The sequence below is a fragment of the Massilia sp. 01N410 genome (assembly GCF_056399665.1).
Genome location: NZ_JBFTRV010000022.1, coordinates 68,079 through 88,803, shown reverse-complemented (window position 1 = coordinate 88,803; position 20,725 = coordinate 68,079). Strand labels below are relative to the sequence as shown.

The window sequence follows — 20,725 nt, the reverse complement described above, 5'->3', positions numbered from 1 at the left end:
CGGTCGCGCTGGCGCCGCGTTAGAGAGGACAGGCGTTGCAGGAACTGTTCGAACTGCCGTGCTTGCATGCTGCCTCCGTCAACGGTTCAGGTCGACATTGGACCGCAGGCTTGCAGAAAAGATTCCACACTTGGCGCGAACAGCGCCAAGAAAAAACCCACGGGGCCGTGTGGCGCCGTGGGTGAACCCAATTAGATGGGAGGGGAGACTTGAATCCAACGATTTCAATATACGCCCCGGACAGCCCGGGCGGAATGGTCGCTTACAAATGCTTACGTCGGTAACGCGCGGTTAAGATGGCTTAACTGAGGCTTAAAAGCGCCCTGCGCCGGTTGACAGGACACTGCCGCGCCCGATTGAGTGATCACAAATGCAATAAGCCGCGCTGCATGACAATGTGCCCTCCAGACGAGGACACGGACATGAAACTGAGCGTCAAACCGATCACGCGGATCATCTACCGGGCCTGGCTGCGGTCTCGGCTCGACAATTACACGCGCAGCCTGCACATCATCGCGGCGCAGCGCGAGAACGACTTCCACGCAGAGCGCATCCTGCACCGCGCGATTTCCGCTACACGCTCCAAACTACAATCCTTATAGACGCCGGCGCGCCAGCAGGCGCTCGGCCAGCTCGAACCCGGCCTGCGTCAGCAAGGCCAGCAGCGCGGCGGGGATCGCGCCCGCCAGCAGCATGTCGTTGTCGTTCAGTGCCAGCCCGGTGGTGATGCGTTCGCCGAAGCCGCCGGCGCCGATGAAGGCGGCGATGGTCGCCGTCCCCACGCTCATCACGGCGGCGGTCTTCACGCCGGCCAGGATCACCGGCGCCGCCAGCGGCAGCTCGACCTTCAGCAGCGCCTGGCGGCGCGTCAGGCCCAGCGCCAGCGCGGCGTTGCGCAGGCCACTGGGCACTTGCAGCAGGCCGGTACAGGTATTGCGCACGATGGGCAGCAGGGCGTAGGCACACAGGGCCACCAGCGCCGGCACGGTGCCGATCCGCCCCAGCAGCGGGATCAGGATGGCCAGCAGGGCCAGCGAAGGCACGGTCTGCAAGGTCCCCGCCACCGCCAGCACCGGTTGGCGCAGGCGCGGCGCCAGCGCCGCCAGCACGCCCAGCGGTATCCCGGCCGCACAGCCCAGCAGCACCGCGGCCAGCACCAGTATCAGGTGCTGGCGCGCCAGTTGCGCAAAGCCGTTGCCGAAGGTCTTGGCCAGCAGGCCGTCGCGCGGGGCCGGCGCCCCGGCGGGTGCCGCCGGCTGGCCGCCCTCCCGGGCCAGCCAGCCGCGCGCGATCGCCGCGAACGGCTTGCCCTCCAATTCGGCCTCGGCATTCATCGCGATCATCGCATCGCTGGCGATTCTCCCTTCCAGGCCCTGCAAGGCGCGCCAGGCCTGGGGAAAGCGCTGCGGCAGGTCGAGCCGGTACAGCAGCACCGCGTCGTAGCGCGGAAAGTAGTGCTTGTCGTCGTCCAGCACGCGCAGGCCGTACTGGCGGATCTTGGCGTCCGTCGAATAGATGTCGATGACGTCGACCTGGTGCTGCTTCAGGGCTTCGTAGGCGATGCCGTGGTCGATCCCGCGCGGCTGCTGCGGCAGGCCGTAGTAACTGGCCAGCCCCGGCCAGCCGTCGGCCCGGCCCAGGAATTCATGCGACAGCCCCAGCCTGAAGGCCGGCTTCGATGCCAGTTCGGACAAGGTCGTGATGCCGGCGTCGCCGCGCGTGGCCAGCGCATAGCCGTTCGAGAAGCCCAGCGGCACGCCCACGCCCAGGCCGAGCGGACGCAGGGCTTGCCGCATGGCTTCCAGCGAAGTCGGTTTGGGATTCTTGAGGATTTCGAGGTCGATCGTGCCGAGGTATTCCGGATACACGTCGATGGCGCCGGTACGCAGCGCATTCAGGACGATGGCGGTATTGCCGAGGCCTTGGCGATGCTCGACGCGCGTCACCGGCGCGGCCGTCTGCGCCAGGATCTCGCCCAGGATATAGGACTCGGTGAAGCGCTTGGAACCGACCTTCAATACCCGGTCGGCCGGCGGCGCCGCCGACGCCGCACAGCAGACCAAGCACACCAGCACCAGCAAGGCAAACCTGCGCATACGCCTCCATGTCGTGAAGCCGGCGGATGAGCCGCCGGGCTACGCCATGATAGCCGTGATTAAAAAGACAGGCTTACCCGCGGCTCGCGCGGCACACCGGCATTCACCACGCCCCGGCAGGGATTCGCACCGATCGCATAGGCCAGGTCGGCCGGACGGGCCATGTCCCACAGCGCGAAGTCGGCGCGCTTGCCCGGCTCGAGGGTGCCGATGTCGCCGCGGCCCAGCGCGCGCGCCGCGTTCGCGGTCACGCCCAGCAGGGCTTCCAGCGGCGTCATGCGCCACAGGGTGCAGGCCATGTTCATCGCCAGCAGCAGCGAGGTCATGGGCGAGGTGCCCGGATTGCAGTCGGTCGCCACCGCCAGCGGCACGCCCGCTTCGCGCAGCAGGGCCAGCGGCGGCATCACGGTCTCGCGCAGGAAGTAGTAGGCGCCAGGCAGCAGCACCGCCACCGTACCGGCGCGCGCCATCGCCGCCGCGCCTTGCGCCGACAGGTGTTCCAGGTGGTCGGCCGAGAGGCCGCCGTATTCCGCCACCAGCGCCGCGCCACCCTGGTCGGACAGCTGTTCGGCGTGCAGCTTGACCGGCAGCTTGAGTCGCCGCGCAGCCTCGAACACGCGCGCCGTCTGCGCATGCGAAAAGCCGATCCGTTCGCAGAAGGCGTCGACGGCGTCGACCAGGCCCTCGTCCGCCAGCGCCGGCAGCATGCGCTCGCAGATCTCATCGATGTAGTCGTCGGCGCGGCCGGCGAATTCCGGCGGCAGCGCATGCGCGCCGAGGAAGGTGGTGGCCACCTCCACCGGCAGCAGCTCGCCGACCCGGCGCGCCGCGCGCAGCATCTTCGCTTCGGATGCCAGGTCGAGCCCATAACCGGACTTGATCTCGAGCGTGGTCACGCCCTCGGCCAGCAGGGCCTCGATGCGCGGTGCGCTCTGGCGAAGCAGCTCGTCGTCACTGGCCGCGCGGGTTGCGCGCACGGTCGACATGATGCCGCCGCCCTGGCGGGCGATGTCTTCGTAGCTGGCACCGTTCAGGCGCGCCTCCCACTCGTCGCTGCGGTTGCCGGCGTGGATGATGTGGGTGTGGCAGTCGACCAGGCCGGGCGTGAGCCAGAGGCCGCCGCAATCGTGCTCGCGGTCTGCGGCCGGGGCTTCGCTGCGCGGTCCCACCCAGGCGATGCGGCCATCGCGCACCGCCACCGCGCCGTCCTCGACGATGCCGTAGCCGCCGGCCATGGTAGCCAGGCGCGCGTGGACGAACAGAAGATCGACATGCGCAGCGCGCTCACTCATAGTGGCCATCGCCTTCCTCGAGGTCTTCCTCGCTGTCGTAGTAATGGATGTCGGCGATGAAGATCACGCCCTGCCCCGCCTGCAGGGTCCAGGTCGTGCCCTGGTCGAGCAGCACGGCGTCGTAGCGCACCATATTGATGCGCTGGTGGTCGCTGCACAGTTCCAGGCTGTCGCCCTCGGCCAGGAACAGCACGGTGACGGGGGCGCGCGCGATGAAGCGCGATTCGCCGCTCAGCACGCGCCGGCCGAACCGGTGGTAGCAGCGCTCGATCCGGGTCATCACATTGAAATCCGTGCTCGGTCCGCGATTCAGCTTGGCGACCACGCGCGATTCGCCGTCGAAGGCGGCCACCGGGTCGGCCCTGGTCAGCAGCACCGACCGCTCGTCGATCTCGAGCGTCATGCCGTGGCCGTCGACCAGGGCCAGGGTCCGCTCGATGCCGGGAAACTCGGAGAAGGCGCCATCCTCGGCGATCGTCGCCAGGCTGACGCGCCAGTCGAAGTCCTCGAAGCCGGCGTCCGGCGGGAAGACCGCGATCTGCGTCGTGCTGCCGCCGCCGTTCTTCCAGGACACCGGGCTCAGGCCGGCATAGGGAATGAGCATCGTCATGGCTGACTCCTTTCGCGCAGTGCGCGCACGGCCTGCGTGTAATTCCGGGCGATCGCATCCTGGTCGACGTGGCGGCCGTCGCGCACCACCCATTGGCCGCCGGCCAGCACGTCGCGCACCAGGTTGTCGTTACCGCAGAACAGGAAGCGGCCCAGCACCTCGCCGGCATCCACGCCGTCGAGGTTCGGATGGGCGCTGTCCAGCACCAGCAGGTCGGCGCGCCGTCCCGCCTCCAGGCTGCCCACGGCGCGCCCGGAGGCCCGGGCGCCGCCGCGCAGGGCCTGCTGCCACAGATAGGTGCCGACGTCGCGGCAGGCGCCGTCGACGGCCACGTTGCGCTGCTGGCGCACCAGGCGCTGGCCGTATTCGAGCCAGCGCAGTTCTTCGACCGGACTCTGGGACACATGGCTGTCGCTGCCGATGCCGAACACGCCGCCGGCGGAGAGATAGGGCGTCAGCGGGAACAGGCCGTCGCCGAGATTGCCCTCGGTGGTCGGGCACAGGCCGGCCACGGCGCCGCTGGCGGCCAGCGCGGCCGTCTCGCGGTCCGACAAATGGGTCGCGTGCACCAGGCACCAGCGCTGGTCGACCTCGACCTGGTTCATCAGGTAGTCGACCGGACGCGCACCCAGCGCCTCCATGCACTGCTCGACCTCGAGCTGCTGCTCGGCGATGTGGATGTGCAGCGGCCGGCCGGCAGGCAGGCCCGCGACCAGCTCGCGCAGCTGGCCGGCCGAGGCGGCGCGCAGCGAATGCGGGGCCGCGCCCACTTCGATCTGCGGGCCGCGCTGCTTTTCGAGGGCCTCGACGATGCGCAGCACCAGTTCCGGATCGGTGCGGAAGCGCCGCTGTCCGGGTGTCAAGGGCTGCTCGCCGAAGCCGGCGTAGCTGTACATCACGGGCAGCATGGTGAGCCCGATGCCGGTGCGGCGCGCGGCCTGGGCGATGCGCAGCGCGGTCTCGGCCGGATTCGCATACAGCTCGCCGTCCGGGTCGCGCTGCACGTAGTGGAATTCGCAGATCGAGGTGTAGCCATGGCGCAGGCACTCGGCGTGCAGCTGGGCGGCCACCGCCTCCATCTGTTCCGGCGTGATGCGGCCGGCGAAGCGGTACATCAGTTCGCGCCAGGTCCAGAAGCTGTCCTGGGTATCGCCCGCCTTTTCGGCCAGGCCCGCCATGGCGCGCTGGAAGGCGTGGGAGTGCAGGTTGACCATCCCCGGCAGGACGTAATCGACCACCCGCGCGCCGGGCTCGGCCCCCGGCCGCACCGACGTCAGATTGCCGGCATCGTCCCATTCCAGCAGGACGTCGTCCTGCCAGCCGCCGGGCAGCAGCGCGTGGCGCGCAAACAGCTGGTTCGCGCTCACGTTCGCACCCACTCCACGGCCGCGCCGAGCAGCTCGCGCAGCAGCGGCTGGATCCGGCCGGCCAGGTCCGGACGGTAGTCGAAGGGCGCGCTCTCGTTCATGTACAGGCACTGCGCCATCTCGAGCTGGATCGCGTGCACGCCGGCGGCCGGGTTGCCGTAGAAGCGCGTGATGTGGCCGCCCTTGAAGCGGCCGTTGAAGACGAAGGAAAAGCGGTCCTGGCTGTCCACCAGCTTGATCATCGCGCCTTCCAGCTGCCGCGAGCAGGACTTGCCGTCGGCGGTGCCGAAGTTCAGGTCCGGCAGGCGGCCCTCGAAGAAGCGCGGCACCTCGGATGCGATCGAGTGCGCGTCCCACAGCACCACCCTGCCATGCTCGGCCAGCAGGCGGTCGAGTTCCGCGCGCAGCTGGTCGTGGTAGGGCCGCCAGTACTGCTCCAGGCGGCGCCGGACCTCCGCCTCATCGGGCTCCATGCCTTCGCGGTACAGGCGCTCGCGCCCGAAGGTGTCGACCGGGCACAGGCCGGTGGTGTCCTGGCCCGGGTAGAGGTTGGTGTTTTCCGGCGGACGGTTCAGGTCGATCAGGTAGCGCGACCAGCGCGCCGACAGCACCGAGGCGCCCATCTCCTGGGCGAAGCCGTAGAGCTCCGTCAGGTGCCAGTCGGTGTCGGCGCGCGCCGCCGCGCAAGGCGTCAGGCTTGCTGCCAGCTCGTCGGGAATGTCGGTGCCCACGTGGGGCATCGATACCAGCAGCGGCAGGGTGCCCGCCTTGAACCTGAAATCCATTACCCCTCCTTGTCGCTTAAGGATGCAGCGCGGTGAACAATTCGCGGCACTGCGAGGACAGCTCGCCCGCCATCACCATCCGCTTCGCCGCCTCGATGTCAGGCGCGAAGAAGCGGTCTTCGTCGAAGGCCGCCACCCGCGTGCGCAGCTGGGCGTGCACGTGCTCCAGGTGGCTTGAACTGGTCAGCGGACGGTGGAATTCGATGCCCTGCGCCGCGGCCAGCAGTTCGATCCCGACGATGACACCCGTATTGTGCGCCATCTGGTCGAGACGGCGCGCCGCGAAGGTGGCCATGCTGACGTGGTCTTCCTGGTTGGCCGAGGTCGGCAGGCTGTCGACGCTGGCCGGATGCGCCAGCGACTTGTTCTCCGAAGCCAGGGCCGCGGCGGTCACGTGGGCGATCATGAAACCGGAATTCACGCCCGGTTCCTTGACCAGGAAAGGCGGCAGGCCGGACAGCGTGGAATCGATCAGCAGCGCGATGCGGCGCTCGGCCAGGGCGCCGATCTCGGCAATGGCCAGCGCCAGGGTGTCGGCCGCGAAGGCGACAGGTTCCGCGTGGAAATTGCCGCCGGAAACGATCATGCCCGCGCCGGTGTCGCCGGCGTCCGGGAAGATCAACGGGTTATCGGTGACGGCATTCGCTTCGATCAGCAGCGTGCGGCCGGCCTGGGCGATCAGGTCCATCACGGCGCCCATCACCTGCGGCTGGCAGCGCAGGCTGTAGGGATCCTGCACGCGTTCGTCGCCGACCAGGTGGGAGGCGCGAATCGCGCTGCCCGCCACCAGTTCCCGATAAATCTTCGCCGCCGCGATCTGGCCCGGCTGGCCGCGCACCGCATGCACGCGCGGGTCGAAGGGCGCGTCGCTGCCGCGGGCGGCATCCAGCGACAGCGCGCCGCTCACCATCGCCGCTTCCAGCAGGCGCTCGGACATGAACAGGCCGTGCAGGGCCAGCGCGGTCGAGACCTGGGTGCCGTTGATCAAGGCCAGGCCCTCCTTCGCCGCCAGCGTCACCGGCGCGATGCCGGCCGCTTGCAGGGCCGCGCTTGCATCCATGATCTCGCCCTTCATGCGCACCTGGCCGACGCCCAGCATCGCCAGGGTCATGTGGGCCAGCGGCGCCAGGTCGCCGGACGCGCCGACCGAACCCTGGCACGGGATGGCGGGCATGATGCCGGCGTTGTACAGGGCGATCAGGGTATCGACGATCAGCGGACGCACGCCCGAGAAGCCGCGCGCCAGGCTGCCAATCTTGGTCAGCATGATGAGGCGCACGATGTGGTCCGCCAGCAGTTCGCCGGTGCCGACCGCGTGCGAGAGGATCAGGTTCTGCTGCAGCTGCTCGAGCTGGGCTTGCGGGATGTGGCGCTTGGCCAGGATGCCGAAGCCGGTGTTGATGCCATAGGCCGGATCGCCCTTGGCGACGATGGCCTGGACGGTGGCGGCCGAGGCTTCGATGGCGGCATAGGCTTCCGAAGCGAGCGACAGGCTGCCGGCGGATTGCCAGACGGCGCGCAGCTCGCCAAGGGTGAGGGAGCCGGGCTGCAGGGTCAGGTGGTTCGATGCTGGTTTCATGGTGCTCATGTGCTGCTTATTTGATCATTGGGAGTTTCAGGCCGAAGCGCTTGGCGGCTTCGATCGCGAGCTCATAGCCGGCGTCGGCATGGCGCATCACGCCGGAGGCGCAATCGTTCACCAGCACGCGCGCCAGGCGCTTGTCGGCGGCTTCGGTGCCGTCGGCCACGATGACCACGCCGGAATGCTGCGAGTATCCCATGCCGACCCCGCCGCCGTGGTGCAGCGAGACCCAGGTCGCGCCGCCGGCCGTGTTCAGCATGGCGTTCAGCAGCGGCCAGTCGGAGACGGCGTCGGTGCCGTCGCGCATGGCTTCCGTTTCGCGGTTCGGGCTGGCGACGGAACCGGTGTCGAGGTGGTCGCGGCCGATCACGATCGGCGCCTTCAGCTCGCCCTTGCGCACCATCTCGTTGAAGGCCAGGCCGGCGATGTGGCGTTCGCCGAGGCCCAGCCAGCAGATGCGCGCCGGCAGGCCCTGGAAGGCGATGCGTTCGCGCGCCATGTCGAGCCAGCGGTGCACGCGCGCATGCTGCGGGAACAGCTCCTTGATCTTGGCGTCGGTCTTGTAGATGTCTTCCGGGTCGCCCGACAGGGCCACCCAGCGGAAGGGGCCGCGGCCTTCGCAGAACTGCGGGCGGATATAGGCCGGCACGAAGCCGGGGAAGTCGAAGGCATTCTTGACGCCTTCGTCGAAGGCGACCTGGCGGATGTTGTTGCCGTAGTCGACGGCCTTGGCGCCCATCGCCTGGAAGTCGAGGATGGCCTGCACGTGGGCGGCTGCGGATTCCGCTGCGGCCTTCTTCAGTTGGGCGTGCTGGCCCGGGTCCTGCTGGGCCGCTTTCCACTGCTCGACGGTCCAGCCGCGCGGCAGGTAGCCATTGATCAGGTCGTGGGCCGAGGTCTGGTCGGTGACCAGGTCGGGCACCATGCCTGTTTCCTTTGCACGGCGCACCAGCTCCGGCAGCACGTCGGCGGCGTTGCCGAGCAGGCCGATGGAGATCGCGTCCTTGTTTTGCTTGTGCTCGCGGATCATCTGCAGGGCTTCGTCGATGCTGAACGCCTGCTTGTCCAGGTAGCGGGTGCGCAGGCGGAAGTCGATGCTGCTCTGCTGGCACTCCACCGTCAGCGAGACCGCGCCGGCGAAGGTGGCGGCCAATGGCTGGGCGCCGCCCATGCCGCCCAGGCCGGCGGTGAGGACCCAGCGGCCGCTCATGTCGCCGCCGAAGTGCTGGCGGCCGGCTTCGGCAAAGGTTTCGTAGGTCCCCTGCACGATGCCCTGGGTGCCGATGTAGATCCAGCTGCCGGCCGTCATCTGTCCGTACATGAACAGGCCCTTGCGATCGAGCTCGTTGAAGTGCTCCCAGTTGGCCCATTTCGGCACCAGGTTGGAGTTCGCGAGCAGGACGCGCGGCGCGTCGGGATGGGTCTGGAACACGCCGACCGGTTTGCCGGACTGGATGAGCAGGGTCTGGTCGTCCTCGAGTTCGCGCAGCGAGGCGAGGATCTGGTCGTAGCAGGCCCAGTCGCGCGCGGCGCGGCCGATGCCGCCGTAGACGACGAGGTGCTGCGGGTTCTCCGCCACCTCGGCATCCAGGTTGTTCTGCAACATACGGTAGGCCGCTTCGGTCAGCCAGCTCTTGCACGAGAGCTGGCTGCCGCGCGGGGCGCGGATGTCGCGGGTGGGATCGAACCGGGGGTCTTGCATCGGCGAAGCGTTGGTCATGGCAGGCTCCTTTGAATGTCAAGAAAGTCTAGGTTGTCTATACAACCTAGTCAAGCCCCTCTTTTCACTTCTTTTGATAGACCTGGCGTCCCGCCACCCAGGTTTCCAGCACGCCGATCTTGTAGATGTCGTAAGGCGAAATCTTGAACAGATCGCGGTCGATCACGATGAAGTCGGCGTATTTACCGGCTTCGAGCGAGCCCAGGGTCTTTTCCTGGTGGCCGGCGTAGGCCGCGTCCAGCGTGAAGCAGCGGAAGGCTTCCTTCAGCGACATCTCCTGCTCCGGATACCAGCCGGCGATCGGCTGGCCGTGCTTGTCCTGGCGGGTGACGGCGGCGTGGATGCCGAAGAAGGGGTTCGGCGCCTCGACCGGGAAGTCGGAACCGCAGGCGATGCGCGAGCCCTGCTGCAGGAAGCTGCGCCAGGCGTAGGCGCCCTTCATGCGCTCGGCACCGATGCGGGTCTCGGCCATGTTCTTGTCCGAGGTCGCGTGGGTCGGCTGCATCGACGGGATGATGCCGATGCTCTTGAAACGCGGAATGTCGCTCAGGGTCACGACCTGGGCATGCTCGATGCGGTGGCGCTTGTCCAGCGCTTTATTCGCCGGAATCTCCTTCGCGAAGGTGTCGAGGATCTGCTTGTTGCCGGCGTCGCCGATCGCGTGCACGTTCACCTGGTAGCCCTTCTTGATGGCCTTGGTGATCATCGCGTCGATTTCCTTATTCGTGTGGAACAGCAGGCCGTGCGAATGCGGATCGTCGCTGTAGGGCGCCAGCAGGGCCGCGCCGCGGCTGCCCAGGGCGCCGTCCGCATACAGCTTGACCGCGGCCAGCGCGTACATGTCCTTGCCATAGCTGGGGAGCGGGCCATTTTTTGCCAACTGGTCAAAATCCGGACCGGTGCCGCCGATCATGGCGTAGATGCGGGCGGTCAGCTTGCCGTGGTCCGCGTAGTCGCGGTACAGCCTGTCTTCGCCGGCCGTGATGCCGGCGTCGTGCACGCTGGTCAGGCCGACGCTGGCCATGTTCTCGAGGGCGCGGTCGAGCATGATGCGGCCTTCCTGCTCGGTCTCCTGCGGCAGGACTTTCGTCACCAGGGCCTGGGCGGCATCGATCAGCACGCCGGTGGCGACACCCTTCTCGTCGCGCACGATCTTGCCGCCGACCGGATCCGGCGTGGCATTCGTGATGCCGGCCAGCGCCAGCACGCGGCTGTTGGCCCAGCCCGCGTGGCCGTCGACGCGCTCCAGCCACACCGGACGGTCCGCTACGGCGCCGTCGAGTTCCTTCGCGGTCGGGAAGCGGCCCAGCTTCCAGATCTCCTGGTTCCAGCCGCGCCCGCGCACCCAGGCCTGCTGCGGATTGGCGCGCGCATAGTCGGCGATGGATTTCAGGGCGCCGTCCAGCGAGGTGGAAGTCGACAGGTCGAGCTGGGTCAGCATCGCGCCCAGGCCGAACACGTGGCCGTGCGCATCGATCAGGCCGGGCAGCACGGTGCGGCCCTGCAGGTCGACGTGCTTCGCATTCGGCGCCCTGGCCGCCACCTCGCCCGCGCTGCCGACCGCGATGATCCTGCCGTTGTCGTCGAAGGCCATCGATGCGAACTGGATGACATCCCCCTTGGCGTTGAGCGTATAGCCGTTGGCATTGTCGATCACGGTATCGGCATGGGCCGCGGCCATGGCACCGCCGGCCATCAGGACGAACAGGGCGGACTGCAGAGGTTTCAGGCGCATCGTCGGGCTCTCCATTCTTATAAAGAAACAGAGTGTATAGAAAAACACGCAAGGGTCAAATTCGGGGTCAGAGCACTTTTTTCTCTAAATTCGGGGTCAGAGCACTTTTTGCGGCAAGGACCCGCGCGCAATTGAGATTCATCATTCCCCATCCGCCCTGCTTCGATATGGTCATGCCTTCTCATGCACCCACGATCCCATGGCACGACGACCACGCCTGGTACTGCCCGCGGTACCGCTCCACATCATCCAGCGCGGGAACAATCGCACTTCCTGCTTCAGCTGCGAGGCCGATTACCTCGTCTATCTCACCCTTGCCCGGCAATACGCCGCCGAGTCCGCATGCCAGGTGCATGCCTATGTCCTGATGACCAATCACGTGCACCTGTTGCTGTCATCGGGAAGCAAGACCGGGCCAAGCGTGCTCATGCGGCGCCTCGGCCAGCACTATGTCCAGTATTTCAACCGGCGGCATGCGCGTACCGGTACCTTGTGGGAAGGCAGGTTCCGCTCGTGCCTGGTCGAGGATGAACGCTACCTGCTGGTCTGCCAGCGCTATATCGAGCTGAATCCGGTGCGGGCGGGCATGGCCGGCGATCCGGCGCACTACCGGTGGTCGAGCTATCGGGCCAATGCGCTCGGCGCGGAAGACAATCTGGTCACGCCGCACCTGATCTACACGGGCCTCGGCATGCATGAAGGAGAACGGCGCGCCGCCTACCGCGACCTGTTCAGGGAAGCGATGCCTGAACATCTGCTGGCCCAGATCCGGCAGGCCGGCAAGGCCAATGCGGTGCTCGGGGCGCAGGATTTTGTCGATGACATCGCCCGGAAAATCGGCCGTCCCGGCGGCATCGGCGTGCGCGGGCGGCCGAAAGTGAGGTCAGGCACTTGATCGAAAAAGTGCTCTGACCCCGAATTTGTGCCGAAAAGTGCTCTGACCCCGAATTTCTGACCCCGAAGGTCAGGCGGCGTCGTGGAAGATGATGCCGAGGGTGTGGCGGTGGCCGCTGCGGATGCGGCTGATGCCGTGGCGCATGTTGACGCGGTAGAGGCCGCGGGTGCCGCTGACTGGGCGGGTGTGGACCGGGAACACGACGGCATCGCCATGGGCCAGCGGTACGACCTCGGCGCGCGACTGCATGCGCGGGCGATGTTCGGTGAGGACGAATTCGCCGCCGCTGAAATCCTCGCCCGGACGCGAGAGCAGCACCGCCACCTGCAGCGGGAACACGTGCTCGCCGTACAGGTCCTGGTGCAGGCAGTTGTAGTCGCCGGGGCCGTACTGCAGCAGCAATGGGGTCGGCCTGGCCTGACCGGCGGCGCGGCAGCGCTCCAGATAGCGTACGTGCTCCAGCGGATAGCGCCCGTCCAGCCCGAGCGCCGCCTGCCAGCGGTTGGCGATGCGCGCCAGCGGCGGATACAGCGCGCCGCGCAGCGCCGCCAGGTCGGGCGGCAACGGGTACGAGAAATACTGGTACTCGCCGCGTCCGAAGCCGTGGCGCTCCATCACGACCCGGCTGCGGAACATGTCCGGCTGCGCGTAAGCCGCCGCGTAGGCGGCGCACTGGCCGGCATCCAGCAGCGCCGGCAGTACCGCGCAGCCATAGGCGTCCAGCTCGGCGCCGGCACGGTCCCAATCGATATCCTTCATTCACTGCTCTCCCGTTCGAGCAGCGCACGCTTGCGCTCCACACCCCAGCGATAGCCGGAAATCGATCCGTCGTTGCGCACCACGCGATGGCAGGGAACGGCGATCGCCACCGGATTCGCGGCGCAGGCCCCGGCCACGGCGCGCGCTCCCTGCGGCATGCCGAGTTGCGCGGCCAGTTCGGCATAGCCCACCGTGCGGCCGGCCGGGATCGCGCGCAGTGCCTGCCAGACGCGCTGCTGGAAGGCGGTGCCGCGCAGGTCCAGCGGCAGGTCGAGGCCGATGCGCGGCGCTTCGACGAACGCCACCACCTGCGCCACCGTCGCTTCGAATGCCGCTTCGGCGCCGATCAGTTCGGCCTTCGGGAAACGGTCCTGCAGGTCGCGCACCAGCGCATCCGGATCGTCGCCCAGCAGGATCGAGCAGATGCCCTTGCCGGTGGCGGCAACCAGCAGCGCTCCCAGCGAGCACTGCGCCACGGCGAAGCGGATCCGCTCCCCGCCGCCGCCCGCACGCCAGCGGCCCGGGGTCATGCCCAGCACGCCGGGCGTGGCCGCGTAGAAGCGGCCGCTCGAATTGAAGCCTGCGTCATACGCCGCCTCGGTCGCGGTGGCGGCCTGCGCCAGTCCGCGTTTGAGTCGTTCGGCGCGGCGCGCCGCCGCATAGGCCTTCGGCGTGATCCCGGTATGCGCCTTGAACACGCGGTGAAAGTGAAAGCGGCTCATGCCGCTGGCCTCGGCCAGGCTGGCCAGGTCAGGTTCGTCTTCCGCGGCGTCGATCAGGCGGCAGGCCCGCGCCACCGCCTGCGCCTGGCGCTCGGCCAGCGGCGGCTGGTCCGGCTTGCAGCGCAGGCAGGGCCGGAAGCCGGCCGCTTCGGCGGCTTCACGGGTGGCGTGAAAGGCGACGTTGGCTCGCTTGGCGGGGCGCGACGGGCAGGACGGCAGGCAGTACACGCCGGTGCTGCGCACCGAGTAATAGAAGATGCCGTCGGCTTCGCGCGCGCGCTGCTGCACCGCGGCCCAGCGCTCCGCGTCGGTGTCGAAAGCCAGTTTGTCCATGATAATCTCCATGCTCCACGAGTCGAATGCCATCATCGTATCGGCATGGCCAAGGCGGCGTCATCCCGGGTCTTGCTTTCAAATCGCAGTGCTAGAATGTGGCGTCACTCGGCAAGCGGCACAAGACACACCTGAATCCCGGAGAGTAGTTTGGACGAACAGTTCGCGCAAGACGCCACCCCCATTTTTCAGCGCATCAAGGATTACCTGATGGGCGAGATCGCCTCCGGCCGCTGGAAGGAAGGCGACCTGGTGCCGTCCGAGCAGGCGCTGGTGCGCCAGTTCGGCGTCTCGCGCATGACCGTCAACCGCGCGGTGCGCGAGCTGACCGCCGAACAGGTGCTGACCCGGCGCCAGGGCGCGGGCACCTTCGTCGCGCCGCAAAAATACCAGGCCACGCTGGTCGAGATCCGCAACATCGCCGACGAGGTGCGCGCCCGCGGACACGCCCACACCAGCCGCCCGCTGCTGCTGGAGCAGGCGCCCGCCGGCGAGGCGCTGGCCCTGCAGTTCGAACTGGAACCTGGCACGCCGCTGTTCCACTCCGTGATCGTGCACCACGAGAACGGCCAGCCGATCCAGATCGAGGACCGCTGGGTCAACCCGGCCTGCGCCCCCGCCTACCTCGACCAGGACTATACCCGCGTCACCCCGAACGAACACCTGATGGTGGCCGCGCCCCTGCAGGATGCGACCTACAGCATCGAAGCGCTGCCGGCGCCGCGCGAGGTGGCCGAGATGCTGGACGTCGACGCCGGCAGCGCCTGCCTGGTGCTGCGGCGCCGCACCACCTCGCAGGGCCGGGTGGCGACGGTGGCGACCATGTGGCATCCGGGCCAGCTGTACAAGTTTACCGGCAGCGTCACCTGAAGCTTGCCGCTTGCACCACGCCGCAAAATAATTCCGCCGGCCCCATGTACAGACGGCGACATCGTCGGCAATAATAGGTTCAGGTCGATCCGCCGTCCGCCAGCCTGGCAAGGGCTAAAACTGTGGCGCGCTTGCAGTGCGCCACAACGTGTTAAGATTTTGTACAAAGCTTGCGAACACGTTTCAGGAAAATCGGTTATTATTTCAGCTAACCCCCGCCTGACACCTCCTTGCAGCACTTCCACTATTGAATATTGCACACAGTGTCTCCACCATTGTGCGTTCAGGCGTTAATTGACCTACCTCTCACTGAGGAAAACATGAGCGAAAACATCAAACACATTAGCGATGCATCTTTCGAAACCGACGTGCTGAAGTCCGAGCGCCCGGTCCTGGTCGACTTCTGGGCCGAGTGGTGCGGCCCCTGCAAGATGATCGCCCCGATCCTCGAAGAAGTCGCTAAGGAATATGACGGCAAGCTCCTGATCGCGAAGATGGACGTCGATGCGAACCAGGCCGTGCCGGCCAAGTTCGGCATCCGTGGCATTCCGACCCTGATCCTGTTCAAGAATGGCGTGGCGGCGGCCCAGAAGGTCGGCGCAATGGCAAAAGGCCAACTGACTGCTTTCATCGATAGCAACATCTGATACCATAGCCGGCGGCAGCGCGCCCGCACTGCCGCCATTCCGGTCCGGGAAGGCCATCGACTCCGATGCTTCTCTTTTAATCAACCCACGTAGTTCCCTCCCCTACCTTTACTTTCCCGTCACGGGACACCCGACACATGCACTTATCTGAACTGAAGGCAATGCACGTCTCCGCCCTTCTGGAGATGGCGATCAGCCTGGATATCGACAACGCAGCCCGCCTGCGCAAACAAGAACTGATGTTCGCGATCCTCAAGAAGCGCGCGAAACAAGGCGAACAGATTTTCGGCGACGGCGCGCTCGAGGTGCTGCCGGACGGTTTCGGTTTCCTGCGTTCGCCCGATGCGAGCTACATGGCGTCGACCGACGACATCTACATCTCGCCGTCGCAGATCCGCCGCTTCAACCTGCATACGGGTGACTCGATCGAAGGGGAAGTGCGTACGCCGAAGGATGGCGAGCGCTATTTTGCGCTGGTGAAGGTGGACAAGGTCAACGGCGAATCGCCGGAAGCCTCCAAGCACCGCATCCTGTTCGAGAACCTGACGCCGCTGCACCCGAACGAGCCGCTGCGCCTGGAGCGCGACATGAACGGCCAGGAAAACATCACCGGCCGCATCATCGACCTGATCGCCCCGATCGGCAAGGGCCAGCGTGGCCTGCTGGTGGCATCGCCGAAATCCGGCAAGTCGGTCATCCTGCAACACATCGCCCACGCGATCACCGCGAATCACCCGGACGTCACCCTGATCGTCCTGCTGATCGACGAACGTCCCGAGGAAGTGACCGAGATGCAGCGTTCGGTGCGCGGCGAAGTGGTTGCCTCGACCTTCGACGAACCGGCCACCCGCCACGTGCAGGTCGCCGAGATGGTGCTGGAAAAGGCCAAGCGCCTGGTCGAAATGAAGAAGGACGTCGTGATCCTGCTGGACTCGATCACCCGCCTGGCACGCGCCTACAACACCGTGATCCCGGCCTCGGGCAAGGTGCTGACCGGTGGTGTCGACGCCAACGCCCTGCAGCGTCCGAAGCGTTTCTTCGGCGCCGCCCGTAACGTCGAGGAAGGCGGTTCGCTGACCATCGTCGCCACCGCGCTGATCGAAACCGGTTCGCGCATGGACGACGTGATCTACGAAGAATTCAAGGGTACCGGCAACATGGAAGTGCACCTCGAGCGCCGCCTGGCCGAGAAGCGCGTCTACCCGGCGATCAACCTGAACAAATCGGGCACCCGCCGCGAAGAACTGCTGATCAAGCCGGACCAGCTGCAGAAGATCTGGATCCTGCGCAAGCTGCTGTACTCGATGGACGAGATCGAGGCGATGGAGTTCATCCTCGACAAGATGCGCGCGACCAAGAACAATGTCGAGTTCTTCGACATGATGCGTCGCGGCGGCTGATCCCTGCCGTTTGAGATAACGGGATCCACGGAAAAGGCGAGTCGAACTCGCCTTTTCTGCTTTATGCGCCACGATTCGTTCAGATCCTCAAAACGGACATCCATGGCGAATCCTCACGCCTGAGCAAGTGGATGGCGGCAGCCACCATCACCATGGTCATCGGTTTCGGCGGCATGATCCTGACCATGATGTCGCGCCTGCCCCATGCCTGAACCCTGGAAGGTTGCCTCGTGGCTCCGGCTGACATATAATCTCCGGTTCATTACCACCCATGGCAAGTGATCGGCAATCGGGTCAAGAAGCAGCGCGACCGACGAAGTGCCTTTTGGCTACCAACTTAACCGAGGCAAAACATGAAAACCGATATCCATCCGGATTACCGCGAAGTCGTCTTCCACGACCTGTCCTGCGATTTCAAATTCATCACCCGTTCGACCATCAACACCCGCGAAACCATCGATTTCGAAGGTAAGCAATACCCGCTGGTCAAGATCGAGGTGTCGGCTGAATCGCACCCGTTCTTCACCGGTAAGCACAAGATCGTCGACACCGCTGGCCGCGTCGAGAAATTCCGCCAGAAGTTCGGTTCGGTCGGCTCGAAGACCAGCGTCGCCAACGGCTAATTCCCCGGCGAGCGCACTGTCAGGAGGCCTTCGGGTCTCCGAGAAGGAAGCCCTGGGGCTTCCTTTTTTTTTGCCGCTATACTAGCGCGACATTATTCCAGCACATCACGCAACACTATCGATGAAACCAGTCCGCCTCCCAGCCGCCGCCACCCTCGCGCTGCCACGATGGGCCCTGTATGCACTTGGGCTGTTATACATCCTGCCGGGCCTGATCGGGCGCGATCCCTGGAAGGACGACGCCGCCAGCTTCGGCATCATGTGGACCATGGCGCACGGCGGTTTCAAGGACTGGTTGCTGCCGAATATCGCCGGCCTGCCCTCGCCCGAGGAAGGTCCGCTGGCCTTCTGGCTGGGCGCGCTGTGCATCAAGCTGTTCGGCTGGCTGGTGGGCGACGTGCTGGCGGCGCGCCTGTCGACCATCGGCATCTTCGTGCTCGGCACCGTCTCGCTGTGGCAGACCGCGTTCCGCCTGGGCCGGCGCGCGGAAGCCCAGCCCCTGCGCCTGGCCTTCGGCGGCCAGCCCGAACCCGACGACTATGGCCGCACCCTGGCCGACACCGCCGTCCTGATCTACCTGGGCTGCCTGGGCCTGCTGCTGCAAAGCCATGAAACCCTGGCCGTGACCCTGCAGGGCTCGCTGCTGGCCTGGTTCCTCTACCGTTCGGTGCGCTATATCGAGGATCCGTCCCGCCGCAACGCGGCCCTGACCGGCCTGGTGCTGGGCGCGCTGGCACTGACCCGCGGCGTCGCCTCCCCCATCGTGCTGCTGGGCGCGCTGCTCCTGTGCACCCGCCTGTTGAAACTGCCCGCCCGTCCCGTGCTGCGCAACCTGGGCCTGGCCGCTGGCTCGGCCGTGCTGGTGATGCTGGTCTGGATCCTGCCCGCGATGCTGGTGCAACCCTATGGCCTGTCGCCGGTGAGCGAATGGCTGGTCTGGAACGCTGGCCAGCTGAGCGTGCCGAGCTGGCATTCGATCGGCGCCTTCTTCCGCGTCGGCATCTGGTTCTGCTGGCCGGCCTGGCCCTTCGCCGCCTGGGCCGCCTGGGCCTGGCGCCGCCAGCACGGCATGCTGCACATCATCCTGCCGACCTGCTTCGTCGGCCTGCTGGCGCTGTTGGTGCTGTGCGATCCGGTGCCGGAAAACGGCGACCTGCTCAAGCTGCTGCCGCCGATGGCCCTGATGGCCGCCTTCGGCCTGCCGACCATGAAACGCGGCACCATCAATGCGATCGACTGGTTCTCGGTGATGGTCCTGAGCCTGCTGGGCGGCTTCGTCTGGCTGTTCTGGGTCGCCAAGCTGACCGGCTGGCCGGCCCAGCTCGCAAAGAACGCGCTGAAACTGGTGCCCGGCTTCAAGCCGGAATTCGGCATCGTCGCCTTCATCGTCGCCGCCGCCACCACGGTCGGCTGGTTCCTGCTGGTGCACTGGCGCCTGTCGCGCCAGCCTTCGGTGCTGTGGCGCGCCGTGGTGCTGTCGTCCGGCGGCCTGATCCTGCTGTGGGTGCTGCTGATGACCCTGTTCATGCCGGACCTGAACTACGCCAGGAGCTACGCCAGCGTCGGCCAGCAGATCGCGGCACGCCTGCCGGCGAATGCCGACTGCATCGACACCAACGTCGGCCCGGCCCAGCGCGCCTCCTTCGCCTACTTCGGCCACCTGCCCTTCGCCGGCGTCGAGGGCGGCAAGTGCAGCTACCTGCTGCTGCAGGAAAGCCTCAGGAAGCTCGCCGACGGCGCGCATGCGGATGCGAACCGCCAGAGCGTGCTCCAGACCGGCGACGGTCCGCGCGGCGGCCAGATCGTGCTGGACGACTTCCACCCGCGCGACTGGACCCTGCTGTGGGAAGGCCGCCGGCCCTCCGACCGCACCGAGCGCTTCCGCCTGTACCAGCGGCGTTGAAACGAGAAAGCCACCTGAGCAGGTGGCTTTTTCGTATCCGCGATCCCTTCGCGTCATTCAGATCCTGACCGGCACCAGCTTGCGCCGCGCCGCCACGCCGAGCAGGCCCAGGCCGGCCAGCAGCATGCCCCAGGTCTGCGGTTCCGGCACCGGCGACACCGTCAAATCGCCGCCGAAGGCGCCGCCGCCCGCTCCCAGCACCTTCCCGTCGACCTTCAGCGCGTAGTAGCCGCTATTCAGGCCATACGCCGTCAGCGACCAGGAATCGGTTGGATGCGAGCCGAAGCCGGTGTCGTTGATGCCGGCGATTGCCGTGCCGAGGATCGCCATGGTCGCCGGATCGTAGCGGTACAGGCTGAAGCCGGTGATCAAGAGGTCCTTGGTCTGCGGGGTGTTCAGGTAGGACGAGGTCAGGGAAGAAGCGGCATCGAAAGGCGTGCCGATGTTGAAGGTGAAGATATCGGTGAAGGTATTGCCGACGGTCGAGGCCGCGAAGGTATCGCCGAAATGCGCGTTGAAGCCGCCCACGCCGTCGCCCGCTGTCACTAGCGGAGCGGTCCGGTCGATCGCCTGGGCGGCGGCGCCCTGGGAGGCACACGCCGCGCCCGCGATGAGGGCGCTCAGAACGAGAGATTTCAGTTTCATGATAGTTCCTGAGATAAGTTGTCGGGACATACTATCCGGGGTACGGCGTACTGACACCGATCCTTGATAGCAGCTTAAGTTCGGTCCAACCTGTCAACTGTTAGATTGCGCACAAATCTCAGCCGTTTTCTGCCGGAAATTAGCATTGTTTGACTACGAATTTCCGTAACGAAAACACTTCATTTCCTGCAAGAGCCCACTTGAGAAAAATCAATTCCTCCTTGGCTTACATTATCAGAATGGTGGATGTGCCCGCTATCCGGCGGCATCGCCAGCCAAGGAGCCATCATGAAAAGCGTGACGTTTTCCGATATCGTGCGCGTCCCGGAACAGGCGCGCCGCACCTCCTCCCTGGGTTCTCCGCAACGCCTGGCGTGGCTGGCGCTGACGCTGGCGCTGGGCCTGCCGGCGCTGATGTATGCGTTCTGGCAACTGGATCCGGGCGCGCCGCTGGCCTATATCGTGCTGCCGATCCTCGCCGGCGGCCTGCTGCCGACGCTGACCATGATGCCGGGCCGTTTCGAGGTCACGACCCGTTTCGAAGCCTGCCACCTGGTCTGCACGCTGGACAATGCCCTGGGCCGGCTCGGCTATGCGCCGGCCGAACGCATCCCCGGCGCCGTGCGTTACTGCACGCGTGGCGGCAAGGAAATCGCCGTGACCGTGCGCGCGCATGCGCTCGAGGTCACGGGGCCGGTGCCGGCGCTGCGTGCGCTGCGCCGGCAGATGGCGCGTTGACGG

Annotated in this window: 19 protein-coding genes; 8 read left to right on the top strand and 11 right to left on the bottom strand. The window is 66.5% G+C overall.

From position 1 onward, the window contains the following. Positions 1 to 422 precede the first annotated feature (422 nt). On the top strand, positions 423 to 602 hold the full coding sequence (locus tag AC1DOP_RS23335; protein WP_442124789.1) for a hypothetical protein: 180 nt from the start codon (positions 423 to 425) through the stop codon (positions 600 to 602). Here the strand turns inward: AC1DOP_RS23335 and AC1DOP_RS23330 are convergent. From AC1DOP_RS23330 to AC1DOP_RS23295, 8 genes are all read right to left on the bottom strand, one after another. Next, positions 597 to 2,096 (bottom strand): glycine betaine ABC transporter substrate-binding protein, encoded by a 1,500-nt coding sequence (locus AC1DOP_RS23330; protein ID WP_477253646.1) that lies wholly within the window; start codon positions 2,094 to 2,096, stop codon positions 597 to 599. The genes AC1DOP_RS23335 and AC1DOP_RS23330 overlap by 6 nt on opposite strands. A gap of 59 nt (positions 2,097 to 2,155) precedes the next feature. After that, positions 2,156 to 3,388 (bottom strand): imidazolonepropionase, encoded by a 1,233-nt coding sequence (hutI, locus tag AC1DOP_RS23325; RefSeq protein ID WP_477253648.1) that lies wholly within the window; start codon positions 3,386 to 3,388, stop codon positions 2,156 to 2,158. Next, a complete protein-coding gene (locus AC1DOP_RS23320; RefSeq protein WP_442124787.1) occupies positions 3,381 to 3,998 on the bottom strand; it encodes a HutD/Ves family protein in 618 nt (205 codons plus the stop codon). The genes hutI and AC1DOP_RS23320 overlap by 8 nt, the downstream gene beginning before the upstream one ends. Next, the gene (locus tag AC1DOP_RS23315; protein ID WP_477253643.1) at positions 3,995 to 5,365 is read right to left on the bottom strand and encodes a formimidoylglutamate deiminase; all 1,371 of its coding nucleotides are present in this window, start codon (positions 5,363 to 5,365) and stop codon (positions 3,995 to 3,997) included. Before AC1DOP_RS23315 ends, AC1DOP_RS23320 begins: the two co-directional genes overlap by 4 nt. Then, positions 5,362 to 6,150 (bottom strand): N-formylglutamate deformylase, encoded by a 789-nt coding sequence (gene hutG / locus AC1DOP_RS23310; protein WP_442124785.1) that lies wholly within the window; start codon positions 6,148 to 6,150, stop codon positions 5,362 to 5,364. Before hutG ends, AC1DOP_RS23315 begins: the two co-directional genes overlap by 4 nt. 16 nt (positions 6,151 to 6,166) lie before the next feature. Continuing rightward, the gene (gene hutH, locus AC1DOP_RS23305) at positions 6,167 to 7,729 is read right to left on the bottom strand and encodes a histidine ammonia-lyase (RefSeq protein ID WP_442124784.1); all 1,563 of its coding nucleotides are present in this window, start codon (positions 7,727 to 7,729) and stop codon (positions 6,167 to 6,169) included. 16 nt (positions 7,730 to 7,745) lie between these two features. Next, positions 7,746 to 9,452 carry a urocanate hydratase gene (gene hutU, locus AC1DOP_RS23300; RefSeq protein ID WP_477253640.1) on the bottom strand — a complete coding sequence of 569 codons (1,707 nt, stop codon included), beginning with the start codon at positions 9,450 to 9,452 and terminating at the stop codon, positions 7,746 to 7,748. A 64-nt stretch (positions 9,453 to 9,516) separates the two neighbouring features. Continuing rightward, complete coding sequence (locus tag AC1DOP_RS23295; RefSeq protein WP_442124782.1) at positions 9,517 to 11,187, bottom strand: amidohydrolase; 1,671 nt, start codon at positions 11,185 to 11,187, stop codon at positions 9,517 to 9,519. Between the two features lie 199 nt (positions 11,188 to 11,386). Here AC1DOP_RS23295 and AC1DOP_RS23290 point away from each other — a divergent pair, with 199 nt between their 5' ends. Further along, positions 11,387 to 12,082: a transposase gene (locus AC1DOP_RS23290; protein ID WP_442124781.1), complete on the top strand. Its 696-nt coding sequence runs from the start codon at positions 11,387 to 11,389 to the stop codon at positions 12,080 to 12,082. A 69-nt stretch (positions 12,083 to 12,151) separates the two neighbouring features. Here AC1DOP_RS23290 and AC1DOP_RS23285 read toward each other — a convergent pair whose 3' ends face one another. Both AC1DOP_RS23285 and ada read right to left on the bottom strand, forming a co-directional pair. After that, positions 12,152 to 12,841, bottom strand: coding sequence for a 2OG-Fe(II) oxygenase (locus tag AC1DOP_RS23285; protein ID WP_442124780.1), 690 nt, complete (start codon positions 12,839 to 12,841; stop codon positions 12,152 to 12,154). Next, entirely contained in the window at positions 12,838 to 13,896 is a 1,059-nt protein-coding gene (gene ada, locus AC1DOP_RS23280) for a bifunctional DNA-binding transcriptional regulator/O6-methylguanine-DNA methyltransferase Ada (RefSeq protein ID WP_477253637.1), read from the bottom strand. Before ada ends, AC1DOP_RS23285 begins: the two co-directional genes overlap by 4 nt. Positions 13,897 to 14,046: 150 nt before the next feature. On the opposite strand from ada, the gene hutC reads away from it, so the two are divergent. The 5 genes from hutC (at position 14,047) to AC1DOP_RS23255 (ending at position 19,339) form a co-directional block, all read left to right on the top strand. Continuing rightward, positions 14,047 to 14,766, top strand: a complete 720-nt coding sequence (hutC, locus tag AC1DOP_RS23275; RefSeq protein WP_442124778.1) for a histidine utilization repressor — start codon at positions 14,047 to 14,049, stop codon at positions 14,764 to 14,766. A 320-nt stretch (positions 14,767 to 15,086) separates the two neighbouring features. After that, the gene (gene trxA, locus AC1DOP_RS23270; protein WP_036236119.1) at positions 15,087 to 15,413 is read left to right on the top strand and encodes a thioredoxin TrxA; all 327 of its coding nucleotides are present in this window, start codon (positions 15,087 to 15,089) and stop codon (positions 15,411 to 15,413) included. A gap of 137 nt (positions 15,414 to 15,550) precedes the next feature. Next, positions 15,551 to 16,813 (top strand): transcription termination factor Rho, encoded by a 1,263-nt coding sequence (rho, locus tag AC1DOP_RS23265; RefSeq protein ID WP_442124777.1) that lies wholly within the window; start codon positions 15,551 to 15,553, stop codon positions 16,811 to 16,813. Between the two features lie 353 nt (positions 16,814 to 17,166). Next, entirely contained in the window at positions 17,167 to 17,436 is a 270-nt protein-coding gene (locus AC1DOP_RS23260) for a type B 50S ribosomal protein L31 (RefSeq protein ID WP_379776300.1), read from the top strand. A 121-nt stretch (positions 17,437 to 17,557) separates the two neighbouring features. Next, complete coding sequence (locus AC1DOP_RS23255) at positions 17,558 to 19,339, top strand: ArnT family glycosyltransferase (RefSeq protein ID WP_477253633.1); 1,782 nt, start codon at positions 17,558 to 17,560, stop codon at positions 19,337 to 19,339. A gap of 57 nt (positions 19,340 to 19,396) precedes the next feature. On the opposite strand, the gene AC1DOP_RS23250 is transcribed toward AC1DOP_RS23255, so the two are convergent. Beyond that, positions 19,397 to 19,984, bottom strand: a complete 588-nt coding sequence (locus AC1DOP_RS23250) for an FxDxF family PEP-CTERM protein (protein ID WP_477253631.1) — start codon at positions 19,982 to 19,984, stop codon at positions 19,397 to 19,399. A gap of 288 nt (positions 19,985 to 20,272) precedes the next feature. Here AC1DOP_RS23250 and AC1DOP_RS23245 point away from each other — a divergent pair, with 288 nt between their 5' ends. Beyond that, positions 20,273 to 20,722 (top strand): hypothetical protein, encoded by a 450-nt coding sequence (locus tag AC1DOP_RS23245; protein ID WP_477253629.1) that lies wholly within the window; start codon positions 20,273 to 20,275, stop codon positions 20,720 to 20,722. The last annotated feature ends 3 nt before the right edge of the window (positions 20,723 to 20,725 follow it).